The organism is Albimonas pacifica (assembly GCF_900113695.1).
Classification (GTDB): domain Bacteria; phylum Pseudomonadota; class Alphaproteobacteria; order Rhodobacterales; family Rhodobacteraceae; genus Albimonas; species Albimonas pacifica.
This window is the reverse complement of sequence record NZ_FOQH01000002.1, coordinates 607,666-629,558: the sequence shown is the minus strand read 5'-3', so window position 1 is coordinate 629,558 and position 21,893 is coordinate 607,666. Positions and strand designations below refer to the sequence as shown.

20 protein-coding genes are annotated in these 21,893 nt (G+C 73.2%); 12 read left to right on the top strand and 8 right to left on the bottom strand.

The window, feature by feature from the left end; translation table 11 throughout:
- Window positions 1–460: 460 nt before the first annotated feature.
- Window positions 461–1,147, top strand: a complete 687-nt coding sequence (locus tag BM064_RS05470; RefSeq protein ID WP_092858649.1) for a VPLPA-CTERM sorting domain-containing protein — start codon at window positions 461–463, stop codon at window positions 1,145–1,147.
- 55 nt (window positions 1,148–1,202) lie between these two features.
- Here BM064_RS05470 and BM064_RS05465 read toward each other — a convergent pair whose 3' ends face one another.
- From BM064_RS05465 to BM064_RS05435, 7 genes are all read right to left on the bottom strand, one after another.
- The gene (locus BM064_RS05465) at window positions 1,203–1,766 is read right to left on the bottom strand and encodes a GNAT family N-acetyltransferase (RefSeq protein WP_092858647.1); all 564 of its coding nucleotides are present in this window, start codon (window positions 1,764–1,766) and stop codon (window positions 1,203–1,205) included.
- The gene (gene sseA / locus BM064_RS05460) at window positions 1,763–2,623 is read right to left on the bottom strand and encodes a 3-mercaptopyruvate sulfurtransferase (RefSeq protein ID WP_092858645.1); all 861 of its coding nucleotides are present in this window, start codon (window positions 2,621–2,623) and stop codon (window positions 1,763–1,765) included. The genes BM064_RS05465 and sseA overlap by 4 nt, the downstream gene beginning before the upstream one ends.
- A gap of 268 nt (window positions 2,624–2,891) precedes the next feature.
- A complete protein-coding gene (locus tag BM064_RS05455) occupies window positions 2,892–4,838 on the bottom strand; it encodes a TRAP transporter permease (RefSeq protein ID WP_092858643.1) in 1,947 nt (648 codons plus the stop codon).
- 124 nt (window positions 4,839–4,962) lie between these two features.
- Window positions 4,963–6,156, bottom strand: coding sequence for a TAXI family TRAP transporter solute-binding subunit (locus tag BM064_RS05450; protein WP_092858641.1), 1,194 nt, complete (start codon window positions 6,154–6,156; stop codon window positions 4,963–4,965).
- A 179-nt stretch (window positions 6,157–6,335) separates the two neighbouring features.
- The gene (locus tag BM064_RS05445) at window positions 6,336–7,745 is read right to left on the bottom strand and encodes a M20 family metallopeptidase (protein ID WP_092858639.1); all 1,410 of its coding nucleotides are present in this window, start codon (window positions 7,743–7,745) and stop codon (window positions 6,336–6,338) included.
- A gap of 112 nt (window positions 7,746–7,857) precedes the next feature.
- On the bottom strand, window positions 7,858–8,352 hold the full coding sequence (locus tag BM064_RS05440; RefSeq protein ID WP_092858637.1) for a nucleoside deaminase: 495 nt from the start codon (window positions 8,350–8,352) through the stop codon (window positions 7,858–7,860).
- Window positions 8,349–9,293, bottom strand: a complete 945-nt coding sequence (locus tag BM064_RS05435) for a LysR family transcriptional regulator (RefSeq protein WP_092858635.1) — start codon at window positions 9,291–9,293, stop codon at window positions 8,349–8,351. Before BM064_RS05435 ends, BM064_RS05440 begins: the two co-directional genes overlap by 4 nt.
- 110 nt (window positions 9,294–9,403) lie before the next feature.
- On the opposite strand from BM064_RS05435, the gene uraD reads away from it, so the two are divergent.
- The 4 genes from uraD to BM064_RS05415 are packed head-to-tail and all read left to right on the top strand — an operon-like array spanning window position 9,404 to window position 13,331.
- Window positions 9,404–10,288, top strand: coding sequence for a 2-oxo-4-hydroxy-4-carboxy-5-ureidoimidazoline decarboxylase (uraD, locus tag BM064_RS05430; RefSeq protein WP_177236154.1), 885 nt, complete (start codon window positions 9,404–9,406; stop codon window positions 10,286–10,288).
- A 2-nt stretch (window positions 10,289–10,290) separates the two neighbouring features.
- Window positions 10,291–10,788 (top strand): tripartite tricarboxylate transporter TctB family protein, encoded by a 498-nt coding sequence (locus tag BM064_RS05425; RefSeq protein ID WP_092858631.1) that lies wholly within the window; start codon window positions 10,291–10,293, stop codon window positions 10,786–10,788.
- Between the two features lie 3 nt (window positions 10,789–10,791).
- Complete coding sequence (locus tag BM064_RS05420; RefSeq protein ID WP_092858629.1) at window positions 10,792–12,309, top strand: tripartite tricarboxylate transporter permease; 1,518 nt, start codon at window positions 10,792–10,794, stop codon at window positions 12,307–12,309.
- Between the two features lie 41 nt (window positions 12,310–12,350).
- On the top strand, window positions 12,351–13,331 hold the full coding sequence (locus tag BM064_RS05415; protein WP_177236153.1) for a Bug family tripartite tricarboxylate transporter substrate binding protein: 981 nt from the start codon (window positions 12,351–12,353) through the stop codon (window positions 13,329–13,331).
- 79 nt (window positions 13,332–13,410) lie between these two features.
- Here the strand turns inward: BM064_RS05415 and BM064_RS05410 are convergent, their stop codons facing one another.
- Entirely contained in the window at window positions 13,411–14,100 is a 690-nt protein-coding gene (locus tag BM064_RS05410; RefSeq protein WP_092858625.1) for a GntR family transcriptional regulator, read from the bottom strand.
- A 382-nt stretch (window positions 14,101–14,482) separates the two neighbouring features.
- Here BM064_RS05410 and BM064_RS05405 point away from each other — a divergent pair, with 382 nt between their 5' ends.
- From BM064_RS05405 to BM064_RS05375, 7 genes are all read left to right on the top strand, one after another.
- Window positions 14,483–16,078 carry an ABC transporter ATP-binding protein gene (locus BM064_RS05405; RefSeq protein WP_092858623.1) on the top strand — a complete coding sequence of 532 codons (1,596 nt, stop codon included), beginning with the start codon at window positions 14,483–14,485 and terminating at the stop codon, window positions 16,076–16,078.
- Entirely contained in the window at window positions 16,062–17,147 is a 1,086-nt protein-coding gene (locus BM064_RS05400) for an ABC transporter permease (RefSeq protein WP_092858621.1), read from the top strand. The genes BM064_RS05405 and BM064_RS05400 overlap by 17 nt, the downstream gene beginning before the upstream one ends.
- Window positions 17,147–18,061, top strand: a complete 915-nt coding sequence (locus BM064_RS05395) for an ABC transporter permease (protein WP_092858619.1) — start codon at window positions 17,147–17,149, stop codon at window positions 18,059–18,061. Before BM064_RS05400 ends, BM064_RS05395 begins: the two co-directional genes overlap by 1 nt.
- 37 nt (window positions 18,062–18,098) lie before the next feature.
- Window positions 18,099–19,208, top strand: coding sequence for a BMP family ABC transporter substrate-binding protein (locus tag BM064_RS05390; protein ID WP_092858617.1), 1,110 nt, complete (start codon window positions 18,099–18,101; stop codon window positions 19,206–19,208).
- A 69-nt stretch (window positions 19,209–19,277) separates the two neighbouring features.
- A complete protein-coding gene (locus tag BM064_RS05385; protein WP_177236152.1) occupies window positions 19,278–20,492 on the top strand; it encodes an amidohydrolase family protein in 1,215 nt (404 codons plus the stop codon).
- Between the two features lie 302 nt (window positions 20,493–20,794).
- Window positions 20,795–21,175: a CREC-EF hand family protein gene (locus BM064_RS05380; RefSeq protein WP_092858613.1), complete on the top strand. Its 381-nt coding sequence runs from the start codon at window positions 20,795–20,797 to the stop codon at window positions 21,173–21,175.
- Window positions 21,175–21,405, top strand: coding sequence for a glycine zipper 2TM domain-containing protein (locus BM064_RS05375; protein WP_092858611.1), 231 nt, complete (start codon window positions 21,175–21,177; stop codon window positions 21,403–21,405). The genes BM064_RS05380 and BM064_RS05375 overlap by 1 nt, the downstream gene beginning before the upstream one ends.
- Window positions 21,406–21,893: the final 488 nt, after the last annotated feature.

Below are 21,893 nucleotides of genomic sequence, written 5' to 3'. Positions count from 1 at the left end.
CCCCTCCGCGCGGCAGGGGCGCCAGAGGCGCCAGGATCTTGATGTTCGGTAGGGTGGCCGAGGCCCCCGGGGTGGCGGCGACCACCAGATGTAGGCGGCTCCGTCCTGCTGAGCCCTAGATTATGGAATCCGGCCGACTCGACAACCCTGTTTTTCTGCGATCTCGCTAGATTTAGTCGTTGACCTGCGCCGAGGCCCCATGGGTGGGGTCCGGAGCGATACGGCACGAAACAGGAACATTAATCTACGAGTCGCAACCCCGACCCCACGGCGCCCGCCCGACGACGTCGCGCCCCGCGACGGCGCCCGGGCGGCGCCGGCGAGTCGCGAGACCGCTTGGCGCGGAGGCGCGCCCGGGTTACGTTGCGGCGATCAACCGTTGATCGAGCCGGTCGTCGCGTCCCGGGGGGGGGCGTCCGGCGGCGGCTTCTCTCATCCAGAACTCGTGGGGAGATCTCTCGTGACTACGTCCGCATTCCGCGGCGCGGCCGGCCGCGCCGCGCCCGTCGCCCTCGCCGCCGCGCTGGCCGCCGCGGCGGCCGCGCCCGCCTCGGCCTTCACGGTCTACACCGACCGCAGCGCCTGGGAGGCCGCCGTCGCGGCCTACGCCGTCACCGACGATTCGTTCGACGCCGACGTGGCCTCGGCCAAGTCGATCGTCTTCGACAGCGGGGTGGTGTCGTCCTACACGCTCGGGGCCGAATTCTCGACGATCAACCAGATCTCCGGCGGCGCCTTCTCGTCCAACGTCGACCCCGACGGCTCGGGCGGGACCATCGACCTGAGCTGGCTGTTCCCGACGGCGATCATCGGCTTCGGCATCGACATCCAGGGCGGGGCGGGGGCCGAAGGGACCGGCTCGGGCGTGCAGCTCCAGGGCGACTACGACGGCGCCGGGCTCGAGATCGTCGACATCTTCACCGTGCTGGGGCCGGAGTCCGACGGCTTCGTCGGGATCCTGGGCGAGGCGGCGTTCACCGTCGTCGGCCTCGTCGCAAGGCCGAACGACCTCGACGCCAACAAGGCCTACAGCGTGACCGACCTGTCCTTCGCCTCGGCCGCCCCCGTGCCGCTGCCGGCGGGCGCGGCGCTGCTGACGGGCGGGGTCGCGGCTTTCGGCCTCCTGCGCCGCCGCCGGCGGGGCTGAGCCGCGCCTGAGCGCGACGCCCGCCGCGGCGCAGCCGCCGCGGCGGGCGACAGGCTCAGCCGATGTCGCGCGTCAGCACCCGCTCCACCTCCGTCCGGCGCACCGGCGAGAAGCCGGCCCGCTGGTAGAGCGGCAGCGCCGAGGGGTGGTCGAGCGCGCAGGTGTTGACCGTCATCTTCTCGACGCCGGGCCGCGACCAGCCGGCATGGATCGCCTCGGACAAGAGCCAGCGCGCCAGCCCCCTGCCCCGGGTCGCCTCGCACAGGCCGAAATAGCCGAGGTCGCAGACCCCCGCCTGGCGCCAGTCGAGCAGGAAGAAGCCCGCGGGCCAGCCCTCCCACATCAGGGTGTGGAGCGCCATGTCCTCGCGCGCGAGCTCGGCGGCCAGCGTGGCGGGGTCGTCGTCGAGCCGGTCCGTCCACTCCCAGGCCTCGCCCACGAGGCGGTAGAGGTAGAGAAAATAGGCCGCCGGCGGCGCCTTGGCGCGCACCAGCGCGACGGGGGCGTTCATCGGCAGCGGCGGATGGGCGCCGTCGGGGCGGCGCCCCATCTCCAGCCAGGTGATCGCGACCGAGACCCGGTCGCCGGCGCGCCCGGTGATGCCGCCGGCGTTGGTCACCGCGCCGGCCCGGTCTCGATGGCGAGGTCGGGATAGGCGCCCCACTCGGCCCAGGACCCGTCGTAGACCGCGTGCTGCTTGTGGCCCAGCCGCTCCAGCGCCAGGTCCAGCACGCAGGCGGTGACGCCCGAGCCGCAGGACGAGATCACCGGGCGCGAGAGATCCACGCCCGCGCCCTCGAACACGGCGCGCAGCGCGTCCGGGTCCTTCATCGTGCCGTCGGCGTTCAGCAGCGTGTCGTAGGGGACGTTGCGCGCGCCCGGAATGTGGCCGGCGCGCAGACCGGGGCGCGGCTCGGGCTGTTCGCCCGCGAAGCGGGGGGCCGAGCGGGCGTCCACGATCTGCTCGCGGCCCAGCTTCAGGGCGGCGGCGACCTGGGTGACATCCTTGACCAGCATGGCGTTGCGCCGGGCGACGAAGTGACGGTCGCGCGGCAGGGGGGCCATGTCCTCGGTCGGGCGGCCCTCGGCCAGCCACTTGGGCAGGCCCCCGTCCAGCACCGCCACGTCATGGTGCCCGAACAGCCGGAACAGCCACCAGACCCGCGCGGCCGAGAACAGGCCGGCCGCGTCGTAGACCACCACCCGATGCGCGTCGCCGATGCCCATGGCCCGCACGCGGGAGACGAACTTCTCCTGCGGGGGGGCCATGTGCGGCAGCTCGGAGCGGCTGTCGGAGATCTCGTCGATGTCGAAGAACTGGGCGCCGGGGATATGGGCCTGCGCGTACTCGGCCTTCGCGTCGCGGCCCGCGGCGGGCAGCCACCACGAGGCGTCCAGCACGCGTACGTCGGGCGCATCGAGATGCTCGGCCAGCCACTCCGTGCTCACCAGCAGCCGATCGTCGCTCGCGGCCATGCGGTTCTCCTTCCACCCGTACGTGCGGTTCCACCCGTCGGGCCGGCCTGCGCGCGCTGCGAGGCCCGGCCCGAAAGGCGTCTCTAGCCTTCCTCCCGCCGCGGGATCAAGCCGCATGCGCCCCGCAAGGGGGCCGCGGGGCCGCGAAGGGCGTGCGGGAGGGGGTCGGGACGCGGCGCCGCGGCGGCCGGCCGGGCGCGGTCGCCGCGCCGGGCGCCCCGAAAGGGGCCCGGCGCGGCGGGGGTCGGGTCGGGCCTGGGCCCGGACCTCAGGACGGCGCCCGGGTCGGGGCGAGACCCGGCCGACGGTTGTCGCGCCAGATCCAGGCCGCCAGCGCGAGGGAGGCGAGCCCCCCCGCCAGCGTGGTCGCGAGGCCGGGGAAGCAGAAGGCGAAGCCCGCCGCCGCCAGCGGCAGGCGCAGCGCCGGGCGCACCCGGCCCACGCCCAGCAGCCAGCCCTCGAGCCCGCCCGAGAGCACGATGATGCCCACGACGATGGAGGGCAGAACCCAGATCAGGGGCGTCAGGTCTCCCTGCAGGACCAGCGCCGGCTGGAACAGGAAGAACAGCGGCACGAAGTAAATCACCACGCCGAGCCGCATCGCGGTGAAGGAGGTCTTCATCGGCTTCGCCCCGGCGATGGTGGCGGCCAGGAACGCGGCCGCGCCCACGGGCGGCGTGATCACCGAGAGCATGGCGTAGTAGACGATGAAGAAATGCACCGCGATCTGGTTCAGCCCGCCGACCTCGATGATCGCGGGCGCCAGCGTCACGGCGAGGAAGATGTAGGCCACGATGGCGAGGCCCGCCATGCCCATCACGAAGCAGGCCAGCACCCCGAAGAAGACGATCATGTAGATGTTGCCGCCCCCCATCGCCACGAGACCGGAGGTCAGCGCCCCCGTCACCCCGGTGATGGTCAGCGCCGAGACCACGAAGGCGATGGGCAGGATGATCGCCGAGGTCTGGGTGACCAGGATCCCCACCTGGCGCGCCGTCTCCAGCAGGCGGCGCGGGGTCATCATCGTCTCGCGGTTGAGGAACGACAGCGCGATCATCAGCACGCAGGCGTACCAGGGGGCGTAATACTCCCAGCGCATGTAGAGCAGGCCCCAGATCAGGAAGCACAGCACCGAGAGATAGGGCCAGCCCCGCACCAGCACCTGGCGCAGGCTGGGGCCGGTGTTGACCGCCTCGCCCTTCATGCCGGTGCGCGCGGCGTAGGCGTCCACCTGCAGCATCAGCCCGAAGTAGAACAGCAGCGAGGGCAGGATCGCGGCCACCATCACGGTGGCGTAGTCCACCCCGATGGTGATCGCCATGACGAAGGCGATGGCCCCCATCACCGGCGGCATCACCACGCCCCCGGTCGAGGCGCAGGCCTCGATGGCGGCGGCGTAGTGGGCGGGATAGCCCACCTTCTTCATCGTGGGGATGGTGATCGACCCGGTCCCCGCGATGTTCGAGAAGATCGAGCCCGACAGCGAGCCGAAGAACCCCGACGCCACGATCGAGACCTTGGCGGGCCCGCCGCGATATTTCCCGAAACCCGCGTTGGCGAGGTCGATGAAGAACTGCCCCGCGCCGGTGGCGAGCAGCACGCCGGCGAAGACCAGGAAGCCCAGCACGATCTCGGCCACGATCTTGGTGGTGATGCCCATCATGCCCTCGGCGCGGAAGACATGCGCCTCGATCATCCGGTCGAAGCTGTAGGGGATGCCCATCAGCAGGCCCGGGAAGCGGTCAGCGAGCAGCGGGTAGGTCCCCAGCAGCAGCACCACCAGCAGGAACGGCAGACCGCCCGAGCGGCGCGCGACCTCGAGCATCAGCAGCCACATCGCCACGCCCGCGGGGATGTTGGTCCAGCCCATCTGCAGGATGTCCCAGGCGTGCCAGGCGAACCACAGGCTGATGCCCAGCGCCGCCAGCGCCGCCGCGATGTCGTAGAGCGGCAGATGGCGCTGGCTGGGCGCCGCGGGCAGCGCCACGAAGGCGGCGGCGGTGAACAGGCCGATGAAGATCCAGTAATACTGGCCCTCCAGCAGCCTCTGCCCGGCGATGGGGATGCCGAAGGCGTAGCACAGCCCGATCCCCAGCCCCGTCACGCACAGCGCGACGAAGACCAGGCTGACGGGCGAGAACAGCTCGCCCAGCCGGGTGATCTCGGAGGGCGGCAGCGCCTCCTCCGGCTTGGGAGCGGCGACGGGGTCGGTCATGGGGAGGCGATCCGGGTCCAGGAGACATCAGGCGGCCCCCCGGCGCGCGGCGCGCCGCGGGGCGAGGCGTCGAAGTCGGAACGCGCGGCCGGGCGCGGGCGGCTCCGCGCCCGGCCGCCCGGCCTCAGAGCCGCGAGCGGAAGCCTTCCAGCCCCTCGGTGTGCTTCTCGATGATGGCGAGGAAGGCCTCGTCCTGGAAATCGGGGCGCACGCCCTGCTCCTGCGCCTCGGCCATGGCGGCCTTCCGCGCCGAGATCCAGGCGTCCATCTTCTCGATCGCGGCCTGGTTCCAGGCGTCGTCGGCCTCGGTCCACTGCCCGATCTCGCGCAGGTAGCGCACGGTCCCCTCGTGCACCGGAAGCGGCGAGCGGTCGAGGTAGCCGCGGGTCAGCTCCAGCGACATGCGCGCGGCGAGCGGATGGGTGTCCTTGTAGGCGTCGTAGGACTCGTCGAGCCACTTGACGATGTTGTAGACGAACTCCGCGTCCGCATCCGCCGGCACCGCGTAGATGAAGTTCGAGGTCACGCCGTCGATCCCGTGGGCGGTCTTCACCCCCATGGTGATCTTGGAGGGCACCAGCATCGGGCGATGGGCGAGGTAGCCGTCCCAGCCCTCCTTGTCGTCGAGCGGCATCGGCAGCCAGCGGATAGAGCCGGGCGCCCCCTCCATCTCCGAGAGCACCGAGGAGATCGGCGCGCAATAGGCCACGTCCGACTTGCCCTCGACCACCGAGCGGCAGTTCTCGGCGTAGCTGGAGGCGGGGACGAAGGTGATCTTCTCGGCCGCTTCCGCCTCGCTGATGCCGAGGAAGGCCGGCAGCGCCTTGGTCACGGTCAGCGACATCGGGGGCGAGAACATGCCCTCGGTCACCCGCACGCCGCCCTTCTTGAGGTCCTCGAGGCTCTGGACCTCCGAGTCCCCGGCCACGACGTAGCCCCAGGGGGTGTCGTTGTGGTGCCACAGCATCCGCTGGGCGGCGGGCGGCGCGGCCGCGTAGCCGCCGATGCCCTGGATCTGGAAGCGCATCTCGGCGGCCGAGACCGAGGAGATGGCGATGTCCTTGCGGTCGGTCAGCCGGCGGTAGCGCATCGGCTCGTTGTCCTCGGGCACCACGCGCACCACGGCGCCCGTCTCCTTCTGCAGGATCGGGGCCCAGCCGTTGGTCGAGGCGAAGCTGCCGCTGGAGGTGCCGGGCGTGCCGATCACCAGCAGGCGGGGCCATTCGTAGTCCTGGGCCGAGGCGGATGCGCCGAGGGCGAGCGCGGCGACTGTCGCCCACAGGGCGACGGCGCCTGCACGGGGTGCAAGGCTGGGCATGGTTCTCTCCTCCCTTGGCGACCGTCGAGGGCCGCCGTCTTTTCGGTCGTGCGGGCCGCGATGTTTCGCTGGCCCCGTCGGGGGCGGCCGGGGCCGCGTCCTGACGAGCGTCAGCCTCGCCCGGCGCGTGTGCGCCGTCAACAGGCTTCGCCCCGGCAGGGAGAAAGAGGGGCCGCGCCTCAGCCGTCGGCGGTCGGCGGGCCCTCCTCGCCCAGGTCCCACCACAGCCCCGCCATCAGGCCAAGCGCCTCGCGGCAGAGCAGCAGCAGGACATGCTCGTCGGGCGCGTGCTGGGAGCAGGCGGTGTAGGAATGCGGGATCCAGATCGCCGGCAGGCCCAGCAGGTCGGTGAACAGCTCGTTGCAGATCGAGCCGCCCATCTGCGGGATCACCGCCGGGGCGGCGCCGGCCGTGCGCTCCAGCGAGCGGCGCACGAAGATCGCCCAGGGGTGGTCGGGATCGGTGCGGGAGGCCTCGAAGCCGCCGCGGTTCTCCTCGGGGGCCTGCTCGACGGCGACGGCGGCGAAGCCGTGGGCGTCGAGGTGGCGGCGCAGGCCGGGGAGGATGTCGTCCGTATCCGTGCCGGCGATGTAGCGCAGCTGGCAATGCGCCCGCGCCTCGGGCTGGATCGCGTTCACCGGGCTTTCGGGGGCGCCGGCGAGCATCGCGAGGACGGCGAAGCTGTTCCAGGCGTAGACGTTCTCGGCGGGCGAGAAGCCGGGCTCGCCCCAGTCGGGGTCGGGGCGGGGGCCGTCGGGGCCGGGCTCGATCTCCACGTCCGCCAGCAGGGCGCGCACGAGGTTGGAGGGCGGCTCGGGCCGCCAGGCCTCGACCTCGATGCGCCCGGTCGGCGAGACGATGCAGGCGATGGCGTGGCTGAGGATCGCCGCCGGATCGGCCAGCGCGCCCCCCCAGTTGCCGGAGTGGTGCGCCCCCTCGCGCAGGCGGCAGACGAGGTCGAAATTCAGCCCGCCCCGCGCCCCCAGCGACACCGTCGGGCGCGCCGCGGTGGTGCGCGGGCCGTCGGAGGCGATGAAGACGTCGGCGCGGAACGCCTCGGGGTCGGAGGCGATCACCTCGCCCAGGCCCTTGGAGCCGTTCTCCTCCCCCGTCTCCACGATCCACTTGACGTTGAAGCCGAGCCGGCCGCCGCGCGCCGCCGCGGTCGCCTCCAGCGCCTTGAGGTTGATCCAGTGCTGGGACTTGTTGTCGGCGGTCCCGCGGCCGTAGAGGCGATCGCCCTCCCGCGCCGTGCGCCAGGGGCCGGCGCCGCGGGTCCAGCGGTCCTCCATCCCCCGCACCACGTCGCCGTGGCCGTAGCCGAGCACGGTGGGCCGCGCGGGATCCTCGATGCGGGTCGCCAGCAGCACCGGGCCGCAGCCGGGGACGGGGTTCTCGAAGATCCGGGTCTCGAAGCCCAGCGCCGCGAAGGCCGGGGCCATCGCCTCGTCGAGGTAGCGCCGGCAGTGGGGCAGGCCCTGCGGCGTCTGGCTCTCGGAGGGGATGGCGACGAGGCGGGCGAGGTCCGCCTCGAACCCGCCCGCGTCGAAATAGGCCTGCGCTGTCGCGATGGCGTCGTCCCGGCTCATGCGCCCTCTCCCTTCGGCTTGCGGAGCGAGCGGAGCACGACCCGCCCGCGAATGCCAGCGTGGGGGCGTCGCGGCCCCTGCCCCGCAATCGCGCGGCGCCGGAGGAGGGGCGTCAGCGCCCCGCGCGCGCCGCGGCCCAGCGCGCGAGGATCGCGAGGGCGCCCTCGACCTCGGCCTGCACGGCGCCGGGACGGGCGGCGGCGGGCGCGGCCGCGACGCGGCGCAGCTCCGCCACCTCGCCCGCGCGGCGCACCGAGGGCGGCACCGCGGCCAGCGCCGCGTTCGCCTCCGCGAGGCCCAGCGCCCAGCCGACCCGGCGGATGCCCGCGATCTCGATGGCGGCGAGGCACAGGGGACAGGGCTCGCAGCTCGAATAGATCGCGCAGTCGGAGAGGTCGAGCGTGCCCAGCCTGCGGCAGGCGTCGCGGATCGCCTCGGTCTCGCCGTGGGAGGTCGGGTCGAGACGGGCGAGCGAATGGTTCAGCCCGCGCCCCACCACCTGCCCGTCGCGCACCACCAGGGCGCCGAAGGGCTCGGTCCCCGGCCGCTCCAGCGCCGTGGCGGAGAGGGCCACCGCCTGCGCGATCCAGTCCGCGTCGCTCGTCATCGCCCGCCCTCCTCGCGCGCCGCGCGCAGGGCGGCCAGCCGCTCGGGCGCGCGGGCGGCCAGCCGCTCCAGCACGATGCGTCCCGCGCGCGTCAGCGGCCGGCGCGCGTCCACCGCCAGGGCGATGGTCTGCGGCCTCAGGCCCGGCTCGCGCAAGGGTTTCCAGACCAGCGTCCCCCGCTCCAGCTCCGGGAGCACGTCGAGCTCGGAGGTCAGCATCGCCATCCGCCCCCCCGCCAGCGCCCCCTTCAGAAGCTGCAGCGAGTTCGACAGCAGCGCCGGCGGGTTGTCGGCGAAAAGCCAGCCGTAGCGCGTCTCGAGGTAGCGCCGGCTGGGTAGCACCGCGCTTTGCGAGACGGTGGGGTGGCGGGCGAGGTCGGCGACCGTCACCGCGTCGAGCGCCGCCAGCGGGTGCGCGGGCGCCACGACGCAGCCGAAGGGCAGGTCCGTCGACCAGGCCGCATGGTGGTTGCGGCTGGGGGAGAGGTTGAAGGCCAGCGCGAGGTCGGCCGTCCCCTCGTCCAGCGCGCGGGCCGCGTCGGGCGGGGTCAGCACGTCGCAGGCGAGCTGGATGCGCGGATGCTCGGCCTGGAGCCATTCCGCGAGCTCGGGCAGCAGGCCGTTGGCGAGGCTGTCCATGGCGGCCAGCCGCACCACGCCCCGCTCCTGCCCGCGCATCTCGCGCAGGCCGTCGTCCAGCCGCTCGGCGTCGGCGCGCCAGCGCCGCGCCATCACGATCACCGCCTCGCCGGCGGCGGTGGGGCGCATGCCGCGGGGCAGACGCTCGAACAGCGGCGTCTGGCTCGCCTCCTCCAGCGCGTGGATCTGGCGATCGATGGCCGAGGCGGCGATCCCCAGCGCGCGGGAGGCGGCCTGGACCGAGCCATGCTCGGCCACCGCCTCGACATAGCGCAGGGGGCGGGGGAGGAGGTGCAGGGACATCGCCGCTCCGTTCGCAGAATGAGAACGCAGCCTTGTCCATTTTGACATGGATGGCAATCCAGCCCGCGGCTACCGTCTTTCGCGACGACACCGACGACGGGCGAGGGACGATGACGGCGACCGAGGCACTGGAGGCGATCAACGCGGGCGACGCGGACGAGGCCGCGGCGCGGATCCTGCCCTTCATCGAGCGCTCGCCCGAGGTGGCCGCCCGCGCCGCGCGACGCCGCCCCTTCGCCGACGCCGCCGCCTTCGCCGCCGCCCTGCGCGCCGCGCTGATGGAGCTCGACGAGCCCGCGCTGCTGGCGCTCTACCGCGGCCACCCCGAGCTCGCCCCGCCCGAGCCCGGCGCGATGACCGAAGCCTCGCAGTCCGAGCAGGGGCGGCTGGGCCTGACCGATCCGCAGGCGCCCGCCGCCGCGCGGCTGGCGGAGCTGAACCGGCGCTATGTCGAGCGCTTCGGCTTCCCCTACATCGTCGCCCTGCACCGCCACGCCGAGCTTGCCGGCGTGCTGGCGGATTTCGAGCGCCGCCTCGCCGCCCCCCGCGCCGACGAGATCGCGACGGCGCGCGAGGAGATCGCCTCGGTCTGCCGGGCGCGGGTGCTGTCGGCCTTCGCGCCGGGCGCGCCGGCGCAGGCGGGCGGCGTCTCGATCCACGCGGTGGACGTGGCCTCGGGCCGCCCGGCCGAGGGGCTGGCGGTGCGCCTGATCCGCCTCGCCCCCGGCGGTCCGGCGGTGCTGGCCGAGGGGACCTGCGGGCGGAGCGGGCTGTTCGACCACCCCACCGTGACGGGCGAGGGGATCGAGGCCGGCCGCTACGCCGCCGAGTTCGAGGTCGGCGCCTATTGCCGCGCCCGCGGCGGCGAGGCGGCGGACGCGGGGTTCCTCGAGACGGTGCGCTACGACTTCGCCGTGCCCGAGCCCGCCCAGCACTACCACCTGCCCTTCAAGTTCACCGCCTGGGGCTATTCCCTGTTCCGCGGAGGCCTGTGACCATGCCCGGCGACGCGACCGAGACCTCGACCGACGCGGCCGCCCGGCCCCACGCCCGCTGGGGCGCGGCGGGGGCCGTGTTCCTGATCGCGCTCGCCGCCGTGTTCATGGCGGGGGGGCTGGAGCTGGGGCTGGGCGTGCTGTTCCGCCCCGGCACCGGGGCGTTCCCGTTCTTCACCGGGGCGATCCTGGCGGCGCTGGCGGCCGTGACCGTGGTGCAGGACCTGGCGGACCCCGGCCTCGCCGAGCGGCCGGACTGGGTGTCCTTCGCGGCCATCGCGGCGGCGCTGGCGGTGTTCGCGGTCTCAGCCGACCGGCTGGGGCTGGTGCCGGCGGCGTTCCTGACCACGGTGGTCGCCTCGGTCCCGGACCGCTCGCTCTCCTTCCCCGGCAAGGCGGCGCTGGGGGCGGTGGTGGCGGCGGGGGCCTGGGTCCTGTTCATCCAGCTTCTGGGCCTGCCCTTCCGGGCGCTGGCCTTCGACCTGTTCGGGGGGGCCTGAGCCATGGAGCTTATTTCCGCCTTCGCCGGCGGGCTCGCCACGGTGATGCAGCCCCAGACGCTGCTCTACTGCTTCATCGGCTGCTTCCTGGGGACCTTCATCGGGGTGCTGCCGGGCATCGGCTCGATGGCGGCGATCGCGATGATCCTGCCGCTGAGCTTCCACCTCGAGCCGACGACGGCGCTGGTGATGATCGCGGGGGTCTACTACGGGGCCGAGTACGGGGGGTCGATCGCCTCGATCCTGATGAACATCCCGGGCACGCCGTCCTCCTCGATCACCTGCATCGACGGCTATCCGATGGCGCGCGAGGGGCGGGCGGGGCTGGCGCTGTTCGTGACCTCCATCGCGTCCTTCGGGGGCGGGATGATCGGGATGGTCGTCATGGCGGCGCTGTCGCCGGCGCTGGCGCGGATGGCGCTGAGCTTCGGGCCGGCGGAGTATTTCTCGGTGATCCTGCTGGGGCTGGTGGCGGCCTCGGCGGTCTCCAACGGCGGCGCGGTGAAGGGCGTGGCGATGGTGACGCTGGGCCTGATGCTGGGCACGGTGGGGGTCGACCTGACCACCGGCGACCTGCGCTTCACCATGGGCGTGCCGGAGCTGCGCGACGGGGTGAACCTGGTGATCGTGGCGATGGGCCTGTTCGGGGTCGGCGAGCTGATCGCCTCGATCCGGGCCAATGCGGGGGGGCGGGCCACCTCGGTCGACTATCGCTCGAACACCTGGCCCACGCGGGACGAGTGGCGGCGCACCTGGGGGCCGATCTGGCGGGGCGGCGCCATCGGCAGCTTCTTCGGCGCCCTGCCCGGCACCGGGCAGACGGTGGCCTCGGCGGTGGGCTACGCGGTGGAGAAGAAGCTGTCGCCCAACCGGGGGATGTTCGGGAAGGGCGCGATCGAGGGCGTGACGGTCCCGGAGAGCGCCAACAACGCCGCCACGCAGACGGCCTTCATCCCGACGCTGACGCTGGGCGTGCCGGGCTCGGCCTCGATGGCGCTGGTGATCGGGGCGCTGATGATCCACGGGATCACGCCGGGGCCGCGGATCCTGACCGACCACCCGGACCTGTTCTGGGGGCTGGTGGCGAGCTTTCTGGTCGGCAACGTGATCCTGCTGATCCTCAACGTGCCGCTGATCGGGATGTGGGTGAAGCTGCTGCAGATCCCCTACCGGTTCATGTATCCCACGATCATCGTGCTGATCTGCATCGGCGTCTATTCGCTGAACAACAACGTCTTCGACATCTGGCTGACGCTGGTCTTCGGGATCGCGGGCTACCTGATGCGCCTGTTCCGGTTCGAGCCGGCGCCCCTCCTGATCGGCTTCGTGCTGGGCCCGATGATGGAGGAGCAGCTGCGCCGCGCCATGCTGCTGTCGAGGGGCGACCCGATGGTGTTCCTCGACCGGCCGATCTCGGCGGCGCTGATCGCCGCCACCCTCGGCATTCTCGTCTTCGGCCTGCTGGCGGGGCTGCGCGCCCGGCGGCGGCTGCGGCTGGCGGCGCTGCCGGCCGACGAATGACCCCTCCTCCCGCGCCTCGCTCGATCCAGAAAGGGACCGACATGACCCCGATCCTCTCCCGCCGCGCCGTGATGGGCGCGGGCCTCGCCGCCCTGGTCCTCGCGCCCGGGCTTGCGCTCGCCGAGCCCGGCGCCTGGACCTCCGAGCCGGTGCGCATCGTGGTGACCTTCCCGCCGGGCGGGACCTCGGACCTGGTGGCGCGGCTGCTGGCGAAGCACCTCGACGCCGACTTCGGGCAGAAGGCGGTGGTCGACAACCGGCCCGGCGCGGCGGGCACGGTGGCGGCGGACTACGTGGCCAGGCAGCCGGCCGACGGGACCGTGCTGATGATCGCCAACAACGCGCCCTTCACCATCGCGCCGACCCAGTTCGAGAGCCTGCCCTACGACCCGATGGGCGATTTCGCCCATGTCGCCTACATCGGCGCCTCGGCCCCCGGCCTGTTCGTGAAGCCCGACAGCGGCATCGCGACCGTCGCCGAGTTCCAGGCGGCGGCGAAGGAGGGCTCGATCTCCTACGGCTCCTCGGGGGTCGGCTCGATCTCCCACATCCTGGGCAAGGCGGTGGACGGGGCGCTGGGGGTCGAGACGCTGCACGTGCCCTACCAGGGCTCGGCGCCCGCCATCCAGGACTTCCGCGCAGGCGTGCTGGACACGTTCTACGACATGGTCGCCCAGAACCGCCCGATGATCGAGGACAAGGAGGCGGTCGCAATCGCCATCGCCGCCGAGACCCGCTTCCCCGGCGTGCCGGACGTGCCGACCTTCAAGGAGCAGGGCTTCGACATCGTGATCGAGAACTGGGTGGGCCTGACCGGCCCCGCCGGCATCCCCCCCGAGACGGCCGCGAAGATCCACGAGACGGTGGCCGCCGTCATCGCCCTGCCCGAGGTCCAGGCGCAGCTGACCGGCCTGGGCGTGACCCCGCGCGAGATGTCCTCGGACGATTACGCCGCCTTCGTCGAGACCCAGATCGGCGTCTGGAAGCCCCTGATCGTCGCGGCGGGCGTGCAGGGCAAGTGAGCCGGGGGATCGGGGCGGGGCGGGCGGCGACGCCCGCCCCTCGCCGTTCGACCCCCCCGGACCTGCGCCGGTTCCCGCCTCAGTCCGCGACCATCGCGTAGCGGGCGAGGATCGAGGCGACGTCGGGCTCGGTCTCGGGCTCGTCGATGCGCGCGCGGGTCTCGACCGCGTCGAGATGGGCGTCCATCACCGCGCAGGCGGTCTTCGCGTCCTGCTCGCGCAGGGCGGCGACCAGGCGGACATGCTCCTCGACCCCGCATTCGGCGGAATGCGGCCGGCCGAACCGCGCCAGGATCAGCGAGCAACGGGATACGATCTGGCTGACGTAGTCGCTCAGCGTCTGCGAGCCGGTGAGCTCCGCCAGCAGGATGTGGAACTCGCCGGCCAGCCGGATCGAGAGCGGGCCGGCGGAACGCAGGGCGCGCTCCTCCTCGGCGATATGGGCCTCCAGCGCGTCGATGGCGTCCTTGGACATCCGCTCGCACAGGCGGCGGACCACCTCGCGCTCCAGCACCCGGCGCATGTCGAAGACGTCGTGGGCCTGGGCCAGCGTCGGCATGGCCACCGAGGCGCCCTTGTTGGGCACCATGTCCACCAGCCCCTCGACGTTCAGCCGCACCAGGGCGTTGCGCACCGAGGTGCGCGAGACGCCGAAGGTCTCGCCGATCGAATCCTCGGGCAGCTTGGCGCCGGGGGCCAGCGCCTGCTCCAGGATCGCCCGGCGCAGGGTCGCGTAGATCGCGTCGCTGCGGCTCTGATGGGTGGACATCGGAGGGCTCCTTCCCGGCCGCGGTCCGGGGCGGCCTCGTTCGTCTGTGCGTCCGGCGGCGGGCCGTCGGGGAGTGATGGATACGATCCGTCGGCGGATTTGTCCATCTCCAGTTGCGGAAGCCCCCTTCCGGAGCCCTCCAGGCAGCCGATCCGGGGCCGGATGCCGCCCTGAACCCGCTCGAATCGGGCCCGTCCCGCCTGCCTTCCCGTCCCCTCCGCCGCGTTTCCCGCGCCGCCTCCGCTGCAAGGCGCTGGAATCGTTGGAACAAGATGAGCCTGTCGCAGGGAGGACAAATCCGGCTTGAAATTGTATTCAATATACCGTCCATAATAGCGACGAAGCGAGCGCCGGATCGGCGCCGCGAGCGAGGGAGACCCCCATGGCCGGACCGGAGGCAGGCGCGCGCACGACCCGCGACGATGGCCCGATCCTGCCGCCGCCCCTGCGGCTGGAGCTGCGCGGGATCCGCAAGGTCTACCCGGCGGTGGTGGCCAACGACGGCGTCGACCTGGCCGTGGCGCCGGGCGAGATCCACGCCATCGTCGGCGAGAACGGCGCCGGCAAGTCGACCCTGATGAAGGTGATCTACGGCATGGCGCGCCCCGACGCGGGCGAGATGCTGTGGAACGGGCGCGAGGTCCGCCCCCGCACCCCCGCCGAGGCGCAGCGCATGGGCGTGGGCATGGTGTTCCAGCACTTCGCCCTCTTCGACACGCTGACGGTCGCCGAGAACATCGCCCTCGCCCTGCCCGGCCGCCCGAAGCTGGAGCCGCTGTCGCGCCGCATCGCCGAGGTCGCGGGGCGCTACGGCCTGCCCGTCGACCCGCGCCGCCGCATCGGGTCCATGTCGGTGGGCGAGCGCCAGCGGGTCGAGATCATCCGCGCGCTCCTCCAGGACCCGGGCCTCTTGATCATGGACGAGCCGACCTCGGTGCTGACCCCGCAGGCGGTGGAGAGCCTGTTCGTCACCCTGCGGCGGCTGGCGGCGGACGGCTGCTCGATCCTCTACATCTCCCACAAGCTCGAGGAGGTGCGCGCTCTCTGCTCGAAGGCGACGATCCTGCGGGCGGGCCGGGTGACCGGGGTCTGCGATCCGCGGGCCGAGACCGCGGCCTCGATGGCGCGGATGATGATCGGGGCGGACCTGAAGGCCCTGCGGCCCGCGGCGCGCCAGGCGCCGGGCGCGCCGCTGCTGGTGATCGACCGGCTCTCGGCGCCCTCGCCCGACCCGTTCGGGACCGCGCTGCACGAGGTCTCGCTGACGGTGCGCGCGGGCGAGATCGTGGGCGTCGCCGGCGTCTCGGGCAACGGCCAGGCCGAGCTGATGGACGCGCTCTCGGGCGAGCGGACGAGCCCGCCGGGGACGATCCGCCTCGACGGGCGGGACCTCGCGCGGATGGGGCCGCGGGCGCGCCGGCGGCTGGGGCTGAGCTCGGCCCCCGAGGACCGGCTCGGCCGCTCCGCCGCTCCGGATCTGCCGCTGCACGAGAATGCGCTGCTGACCGCGCGGGCCGCGCAGACCACCGCCTGGGGCTTCCTGCGCCGGGCGAAGATCCGCGCCGCGGCGCGCCGCATCGTCGAGGAGTTCGGCGTGCGCGCGGGCGGGCTGGACGCGCCGGCGGGCAGCCTCTCGGGCGGGAACCTGCAGAAGTTCGTCATCGGGCGCGAGATCCTCAACGCGCCGCGCGCGCTGGTCGTGACCCAGCCCACCTGGGGCGTGGACGTGGGCGCGGCGCTGACCATCCGCCAGGCGCTGGCGGAGCTGCGCGACCGGGGCGCGGCGGTGGTGGTGATCTCTGAGGAGCTCGACGAGCTGATGGAGATCTCGGACCGCATCGCGGTGATCGCCGGCGGCCGGCTGACCCCCGCCATCCCCCGCGCCCAGTGCGACCGGGACGCCATCGGGCTGGCGATGAGCGGCCGCCTCGACACCCCCGCCGCCGAGCAGGAGACCGCCGATGCCGCTGCGCATTGAACGCCGCCCCCGCCCCTCGCGGGCGATGAGCTGGGCCTCGCCGCTGATCGCGGCGGCGCTGACCGCGGCGGTGGCGATGATCCTCTTCGCGCTGGACGGGCGGGAGCCGGTCTCGACGCTGTGGATCTTCCTGACGACCCCGCTCGCGGACCTCTACGGCTTCGGCGAGCTGCTGCTGAAGGCGGCGCCGCTGATCCTGATCGGGGTGGGGCTCGCCATCGGCTTCCGGGCGGGCGTGTGGAACATCGGGGCCGAGGGGCAGCTGGTGCTGGGCGTGATCTTCGGCGGCTGGCTGGCGCTGGAGTTCGGGGGCGCGGGTCCCTGGGTGATGCCCGCCATGCTGCTGGCGGGCGGGATCGGAGGGGCGCTGTGGGCGGCGGTTCCCGCGCTGCTGCGCACGCGGTTCAACGCCTCCGAGATCCTGACCTCGCTGATGCTGAACTACTGCGCGCAGCTGTGGCTCGCCTACCTGGTGTTCGGGCCGTGGCGGGATCCGGCGGGGTTCAACTTCCCCCAGTCGGCGCCCCTGCACCCCGACGCGCTGCTGCCCATCGTGATCGAGAATACGCGCGCGAACATCGAGATCGTGATCGCCGTCGCCGCCGCCCTCGTCGCCTGGATCTTCATCGAGCGCACGCACCTGGGCTTTCAGCTTCGCGTCACCGGGGCGGCGCCGGGGGCTGCGCGCTACGCGGGGTTCCCCGTCCGGCGGGCGGTGTGGATCGGGATGCTGACCGGGGGCTTCGCCGCGGGGGTCGCGGGGGTGGGCGAGATCGCGGGGCCGCTGGGCCAGATCTTCCCCACCGCGTCCGCCGGCTACGGCTATGCGGCGATCATCGTGGCCTTCCTCGGGCGGCTGCACCCGGCGGGGATCGTGCCGGCGGGGCTGCTGCTGGCGCTGCTCGCGATCGCGGGGGACTACGCGCAGATGATGCTGGGGATGCCCTCCTCCATCGGCGGGCTGTTCCAGGGGACGCTGCTGTTCTTCCTGCTCGCCGCCGACGTGCTGACCACCTGGCGCATCCGCCGGGTGGAGGACGCCCCCCTGCCCGCGACGGAGGCCGCGTGATGCCCGATCTTCTCCCCATCCTGGTCGCCGCCCTCGTGGCCGGCACGCCGCTGGTCTACGCGGCCCTGGGCGAGCTGGTGGCCGAGCGCGCGGGCGTCATCAACCTCGGGGTCGAGGGAATGATGGTGGTGGGCGCGGTGGTGGGCTTCGCCGCGATGATGGGCGGCGCGGGCTGGCCGGCGGCGGCGCTGGCGGCCGCGGCGGCGGGGGCGGCGCTGGCCCTGCCCTTCGCGGCTCTGGCCGTCAGCCTCGGCGCCAACCAGATCGCCGCGGGCCTCGCGCTGACCATCTTCGGGACCAGCCTCGGCTCCTACATCGGCAAGCCCTACGTCGGCATGGCGCTGGCGCCGGCGCCGAGCGCGCTCCAGCAGGCGGCCGGCCAGATCCCCGGCCTCGGCGTCGTGCTGGGCCAGCTGCATCCGCTGGTGTGGCTCTCCTGGGCGGTCTTCGGGGGCGTGTGGTGGTTTCTCTACCGCGCCCGCGCCGGGCTGGTGCTGCGCGCGGTGGGCGAGTCCCCCGCCTCGGCCTGGGCCATCGGCCACCCGGTGGGGCGCATCCGCTACGCGGCGGTGCTGTTCGGAGGGGCCATGGCGGGCCTCGCCGGAGCCTTCGTCTCGGTCGTCTACACCGCGCTCTGGACCGAGGGGCTGATCGCCGGGCGCGGCTGGATCGCGGTGGCGCTGGTGGTCTTCGCCACCTGGCGGCCGGGGCGCTGCTTCGCGGGCGCCTATCTCTTCGGCGGGGCCACCATCGCCCAGCTCTTCGGGCAGACCGCGCTCGCCGCCGTGCCGTCCGAGCTGATGTCGGCCCTGCCCTACCTCGCCACCGTCGTCGTGCTGGTCGTGATCTCCCGCGACGAGGCGCGCCTGCGCCTGCACGTCCCCGCCTCGCTGGGCAAGCCGTTCTCGGCCTGAGCCCCCGACCCTCTCCTCTCCTGAAAGGACGCCTGAGATGACCGACCTCACCCGCCGCCGCCTGCTTCAGGGCGCCGCCGCCGCCGGCCTCGCCGCCGGGCTCTCGCCGTTGGCCGCCCGGCCGGTCCTCGCCGCCGGCGAGAAACTCAAGGTGGGCGTGATCCACATGGGCGCCATCTCCGACACCGGCTGGGAGTATTTCCAGGCCGAGGCCTGGCGCGCCCTGCAGGAAGAGTTCCCCGACCAGGTCGAGGTCACGGTGCTGGAGAACATCACCCAGATCCAGGACTGCGAGCGGCTGTTCCGCCAGCTCTCGATCCAGGGCCACCAGCTGCTGTTCGGCACCACCTTCTCCCAGTACGCCTCGCTGCGGAAGCTGGCGCCCACCCTGCCCAAGTCGCATTTCGAGTGCTGCGCGGGCATCGACGCGGGCCCCAACCTCGGCGTCTTCGAGGCCAGGCACTACGAAGGCACCTACCTGACCGGCATCGCCGCCGGCCGGATGACCAAGTCGAACGTGCTCGGCTGGGTCGGCGCCTTCCCGGTGCCGCAGGTGATCTATTCGCTCAACGCCTTCCTGCTGGGCGCGCGCTCGGTGAACCCCGAGGCCACGCTGAAGATCGTCTGGGTCAACGACTGGGTGAACCCGGGCAAGGAGAAGGACGCGGTGGCGACCCTGGTCGCGCAGGGCGCCGACGTGATCTCCGGCTCCCCCAACACCCCCGTGCAGGGGCTGGCGGCGGAGGAGAAGGGCGTGTGGTCCATCGGTTCCACCGGCGACTTCTCGGCCTACGTGAAGCAGAAGCAGCTGGTGAGCTTCGAGCTCGACTGGTCGGCGGCCCATATCGAGGCCGCGAAGGGCGTGATGGCCGGGACCTGGGAGCCGACGGCGCGCTGGCGCGGCCTCGGGCCGGACGGCTTCGTGAAGATGACCACCGCCTCGCCGGAGCTGCCCGCCTCGGTCGCCGACGAGATGGCCAAGGCCGAGGCCGCCATCGTCGACGGCTCGTTCCAGATCTTCTCGGGCCCGATCAGGGACAACGCCGGCGAGATGCGCGTGGCCGAGGGCGAGACGATGGCCCCCGAGGACGTCAAGGGCATGACCTGGCTGGTCGAGGGGGTCGAGGGCTCCCTGCCCAAGGGCTGAGCCGAGCCCACTCCCGCGGGGACCGGCGCGCCGGTCCCCGCCCCCTTCCCCCTGCCGGAGCCTGCCCCCGTGACCGACACGCTGTTCGACAACGCCCTTCTCCCCGACGGAACCCGCGCCGCCTTCGCCGTGACCGCGGGGCGCATCGAGGCCGTGCTGGCCGAGGGCGAGCCGCGCCCCGGCGCCGCCTCGGTCGTGGACTTCGGCGGCCGCCTGGTCGCGCCGGGCTTCGTCGAGGGGCACATCCACCTCGACACCTCCTTCTGGGGCGAGGCGTGGAAGCCCCACAAGCCCTGCACCGCCGGCTTCGACGTGCATGAGCGGGTGCGTTTCCAGAACGAGAACCTGGCCGAGGCCGACCCGCTCGACATCCGCGCGCGCCGCCAGCTGGAGCTGTGCCTGGCGCAGGGCTCCACCCGGATGCGCAGCCACGTGATGATCGACCTGAACGTGGGGCTTTCCCATGTCGAGACGCTGCTCGCGGTGCGCGAGGAATATGCGGGGCTGATCGACCTGCAGCTCTGCGCCTTCCCCCAGTCGGGGGTGCTGAAGAGCCCCGGCGTCGACGCGCTGATGGACGAGGCGATGGCGATGGGCTGCGACGTGGTCGGCGGCCTCGACCCCGCCGCCTTCGACCGCGACGTCGAGGGGCAGCTGAACGTGGTCTTCGCGCTGGCGCAGAAGCACGGCAAGCCGATCGACATCCACCTGCACGACCACGGCACGCTGGGCGTCTTCGAGATCGAGCGGATCTGCGAGCGCACGGTCGCGGCGGGGATGCAGGGGCGGGTCGGCGTCTCGCACGCCTACGGGCTGGGGGACGTGACCCCGGACCAGCAGAAGAAGGCGGCCGACGTCATCGCCGCGGCGGGGGTCGCGATCATGACCAACGCGCCCGGCGCCCACCCCTTCCCCCCGGTGGCGATCCTGCGCGCGGCGGGGGCGACGGTCTGGTCGGGCTGCGACAACATCCGCGATTCCTGGTGGCCCTACGGCGACGGCGACATGCTGGGGCGCGCGCAGATGATCGGCTACCGCTCGGGCTTCAACACCGACGCGCAGCTCGCGCTCGCCTTCGACGTGATCACCGACGGCGGGGCCGCGGCGCTCGGCCTGGCCGATCACGGCCTTCGCCCCGGCGCGGCGGCGGATTTCGCGGTCCTGCCGGTCGGGTCCGTGCCCGAGGCCGTCGTCTCCGCCCCCGCCGCGCGCGAGGTCTGGAAGAACGGCCGTCTGATCGCCCGCGACGGCCGCATGCTGGACGCCCTGCGCAAGGCCGCCTGAGCGTCGCGCGCCCGAAGCCCGCCCCGCGCGCAGGCGCGCGGGGCGGGACGGCGCGCGTCAGCGCGTCCGGCCGCAGCCGTCGCCCTGGCCTGGAAACAAGCCGGGCGCAGGACCGGAGAGCCACGTGGCGCGGCGTGGCGCGAGGATGACCCCAGGTTGTTTCCGGAAACCTTTGCGCAATCGCCGAAGCGAGCCTAGGCTCGATTTCCGGAGCGGTTCTCGGGCGTTGAAGCGAACCCGGAACCGCGTCTCGCGCCGTCCGACGGTCGGGGCGGCGACGACGTGATCTTGGGAGAAGGTCAATGCGCTCCATCTGGACGGTGGCCGTCGCGGTCGTCGGCATCGCCGGCCCGCAGGGCCTGGCCGCAGCGGAAACGGTCGAGGAGGCGTTCGCCCGCGTCGACGTCAATCGCGACGGCGCCGTGAACGTGGACGAGTACATCGCCGCGGTGGTGCACCGGTTCGGCGAGCTCGACGTCGACGCGGACCGGCTGCTGTCGGCGGACGAGACGCCGAAGGAAACGCCCGCGGCATTCGCCATGGCCGACCGCGACGACGACGGGATGCTGTCGCTGGGCGAGGCGGTGGGCGACCGGGTGATCCGGTTCTTCGCCTCCGACGCCGATCACGACGGGGTGCTGACCCTGGGCGAAGTGCGCATGTTCATCGAGGAGCTGAAGTGATGACGGGATCGTCTCTTCGTCGCGCGGCCGTCGCGGCCGCGGCCCTTGTCGCCCTGGCGGGCTGTTCCGGCGTGCCGGTCAGCAAGGAGACGCAGGGCCAGGTCATCGGCGGCGTCACCGGCGCCGCCGTCGGGTCGCTGTTCGGAGGCGGCAGCGGCAAGATCGTCGCCACCGGCGCCGGCGCGGTCATCGGCACGATCGCCGGCGGCGAGATCGCCAAGGGCATGTAGGCGCGCCGGACCTTCGGGCGGCGCGACGCCGCCCTTCGGCCTTTTCGATTCGAGCCACGGCGATGAAGCCGCCCCGTGTCCGCCGCGGTGGTCGCGCAAGGCTTCGTGCCGTCGCCGTCGCGTGCGCCTCCGCGACGGCGTCGCGCCCTAGGCGCACGCACGACCCGCCGTCGCGCCGGAGGCGCGCGCACGACCGCACCGCCGCGCCGGAGGCGAGCGCACGCCCGCCGTCGCCGCCCTTCGCTCGAGGCCGGGTCCACCGCCCCGGGGGCCGGGCGGGTCCGGCCGCTGCTCCGGGAAACGGGGGCCCCGGCCCGGAGATGCGCGAGGCCGAGGCGGGGCCGCGAGCCTGCGGGGGCGAGGCGGCCGGCGCTCCGCCCGGTCTTCGTCTGCAGGCCGTCGACCGGAGTCCTCCTCCGCGCGCCGACCGCCGCCGGCGCCGTCGGCCGCCTGACCCTCGGCGGTTGGCTGGCGCCGGAAGTCGGCCC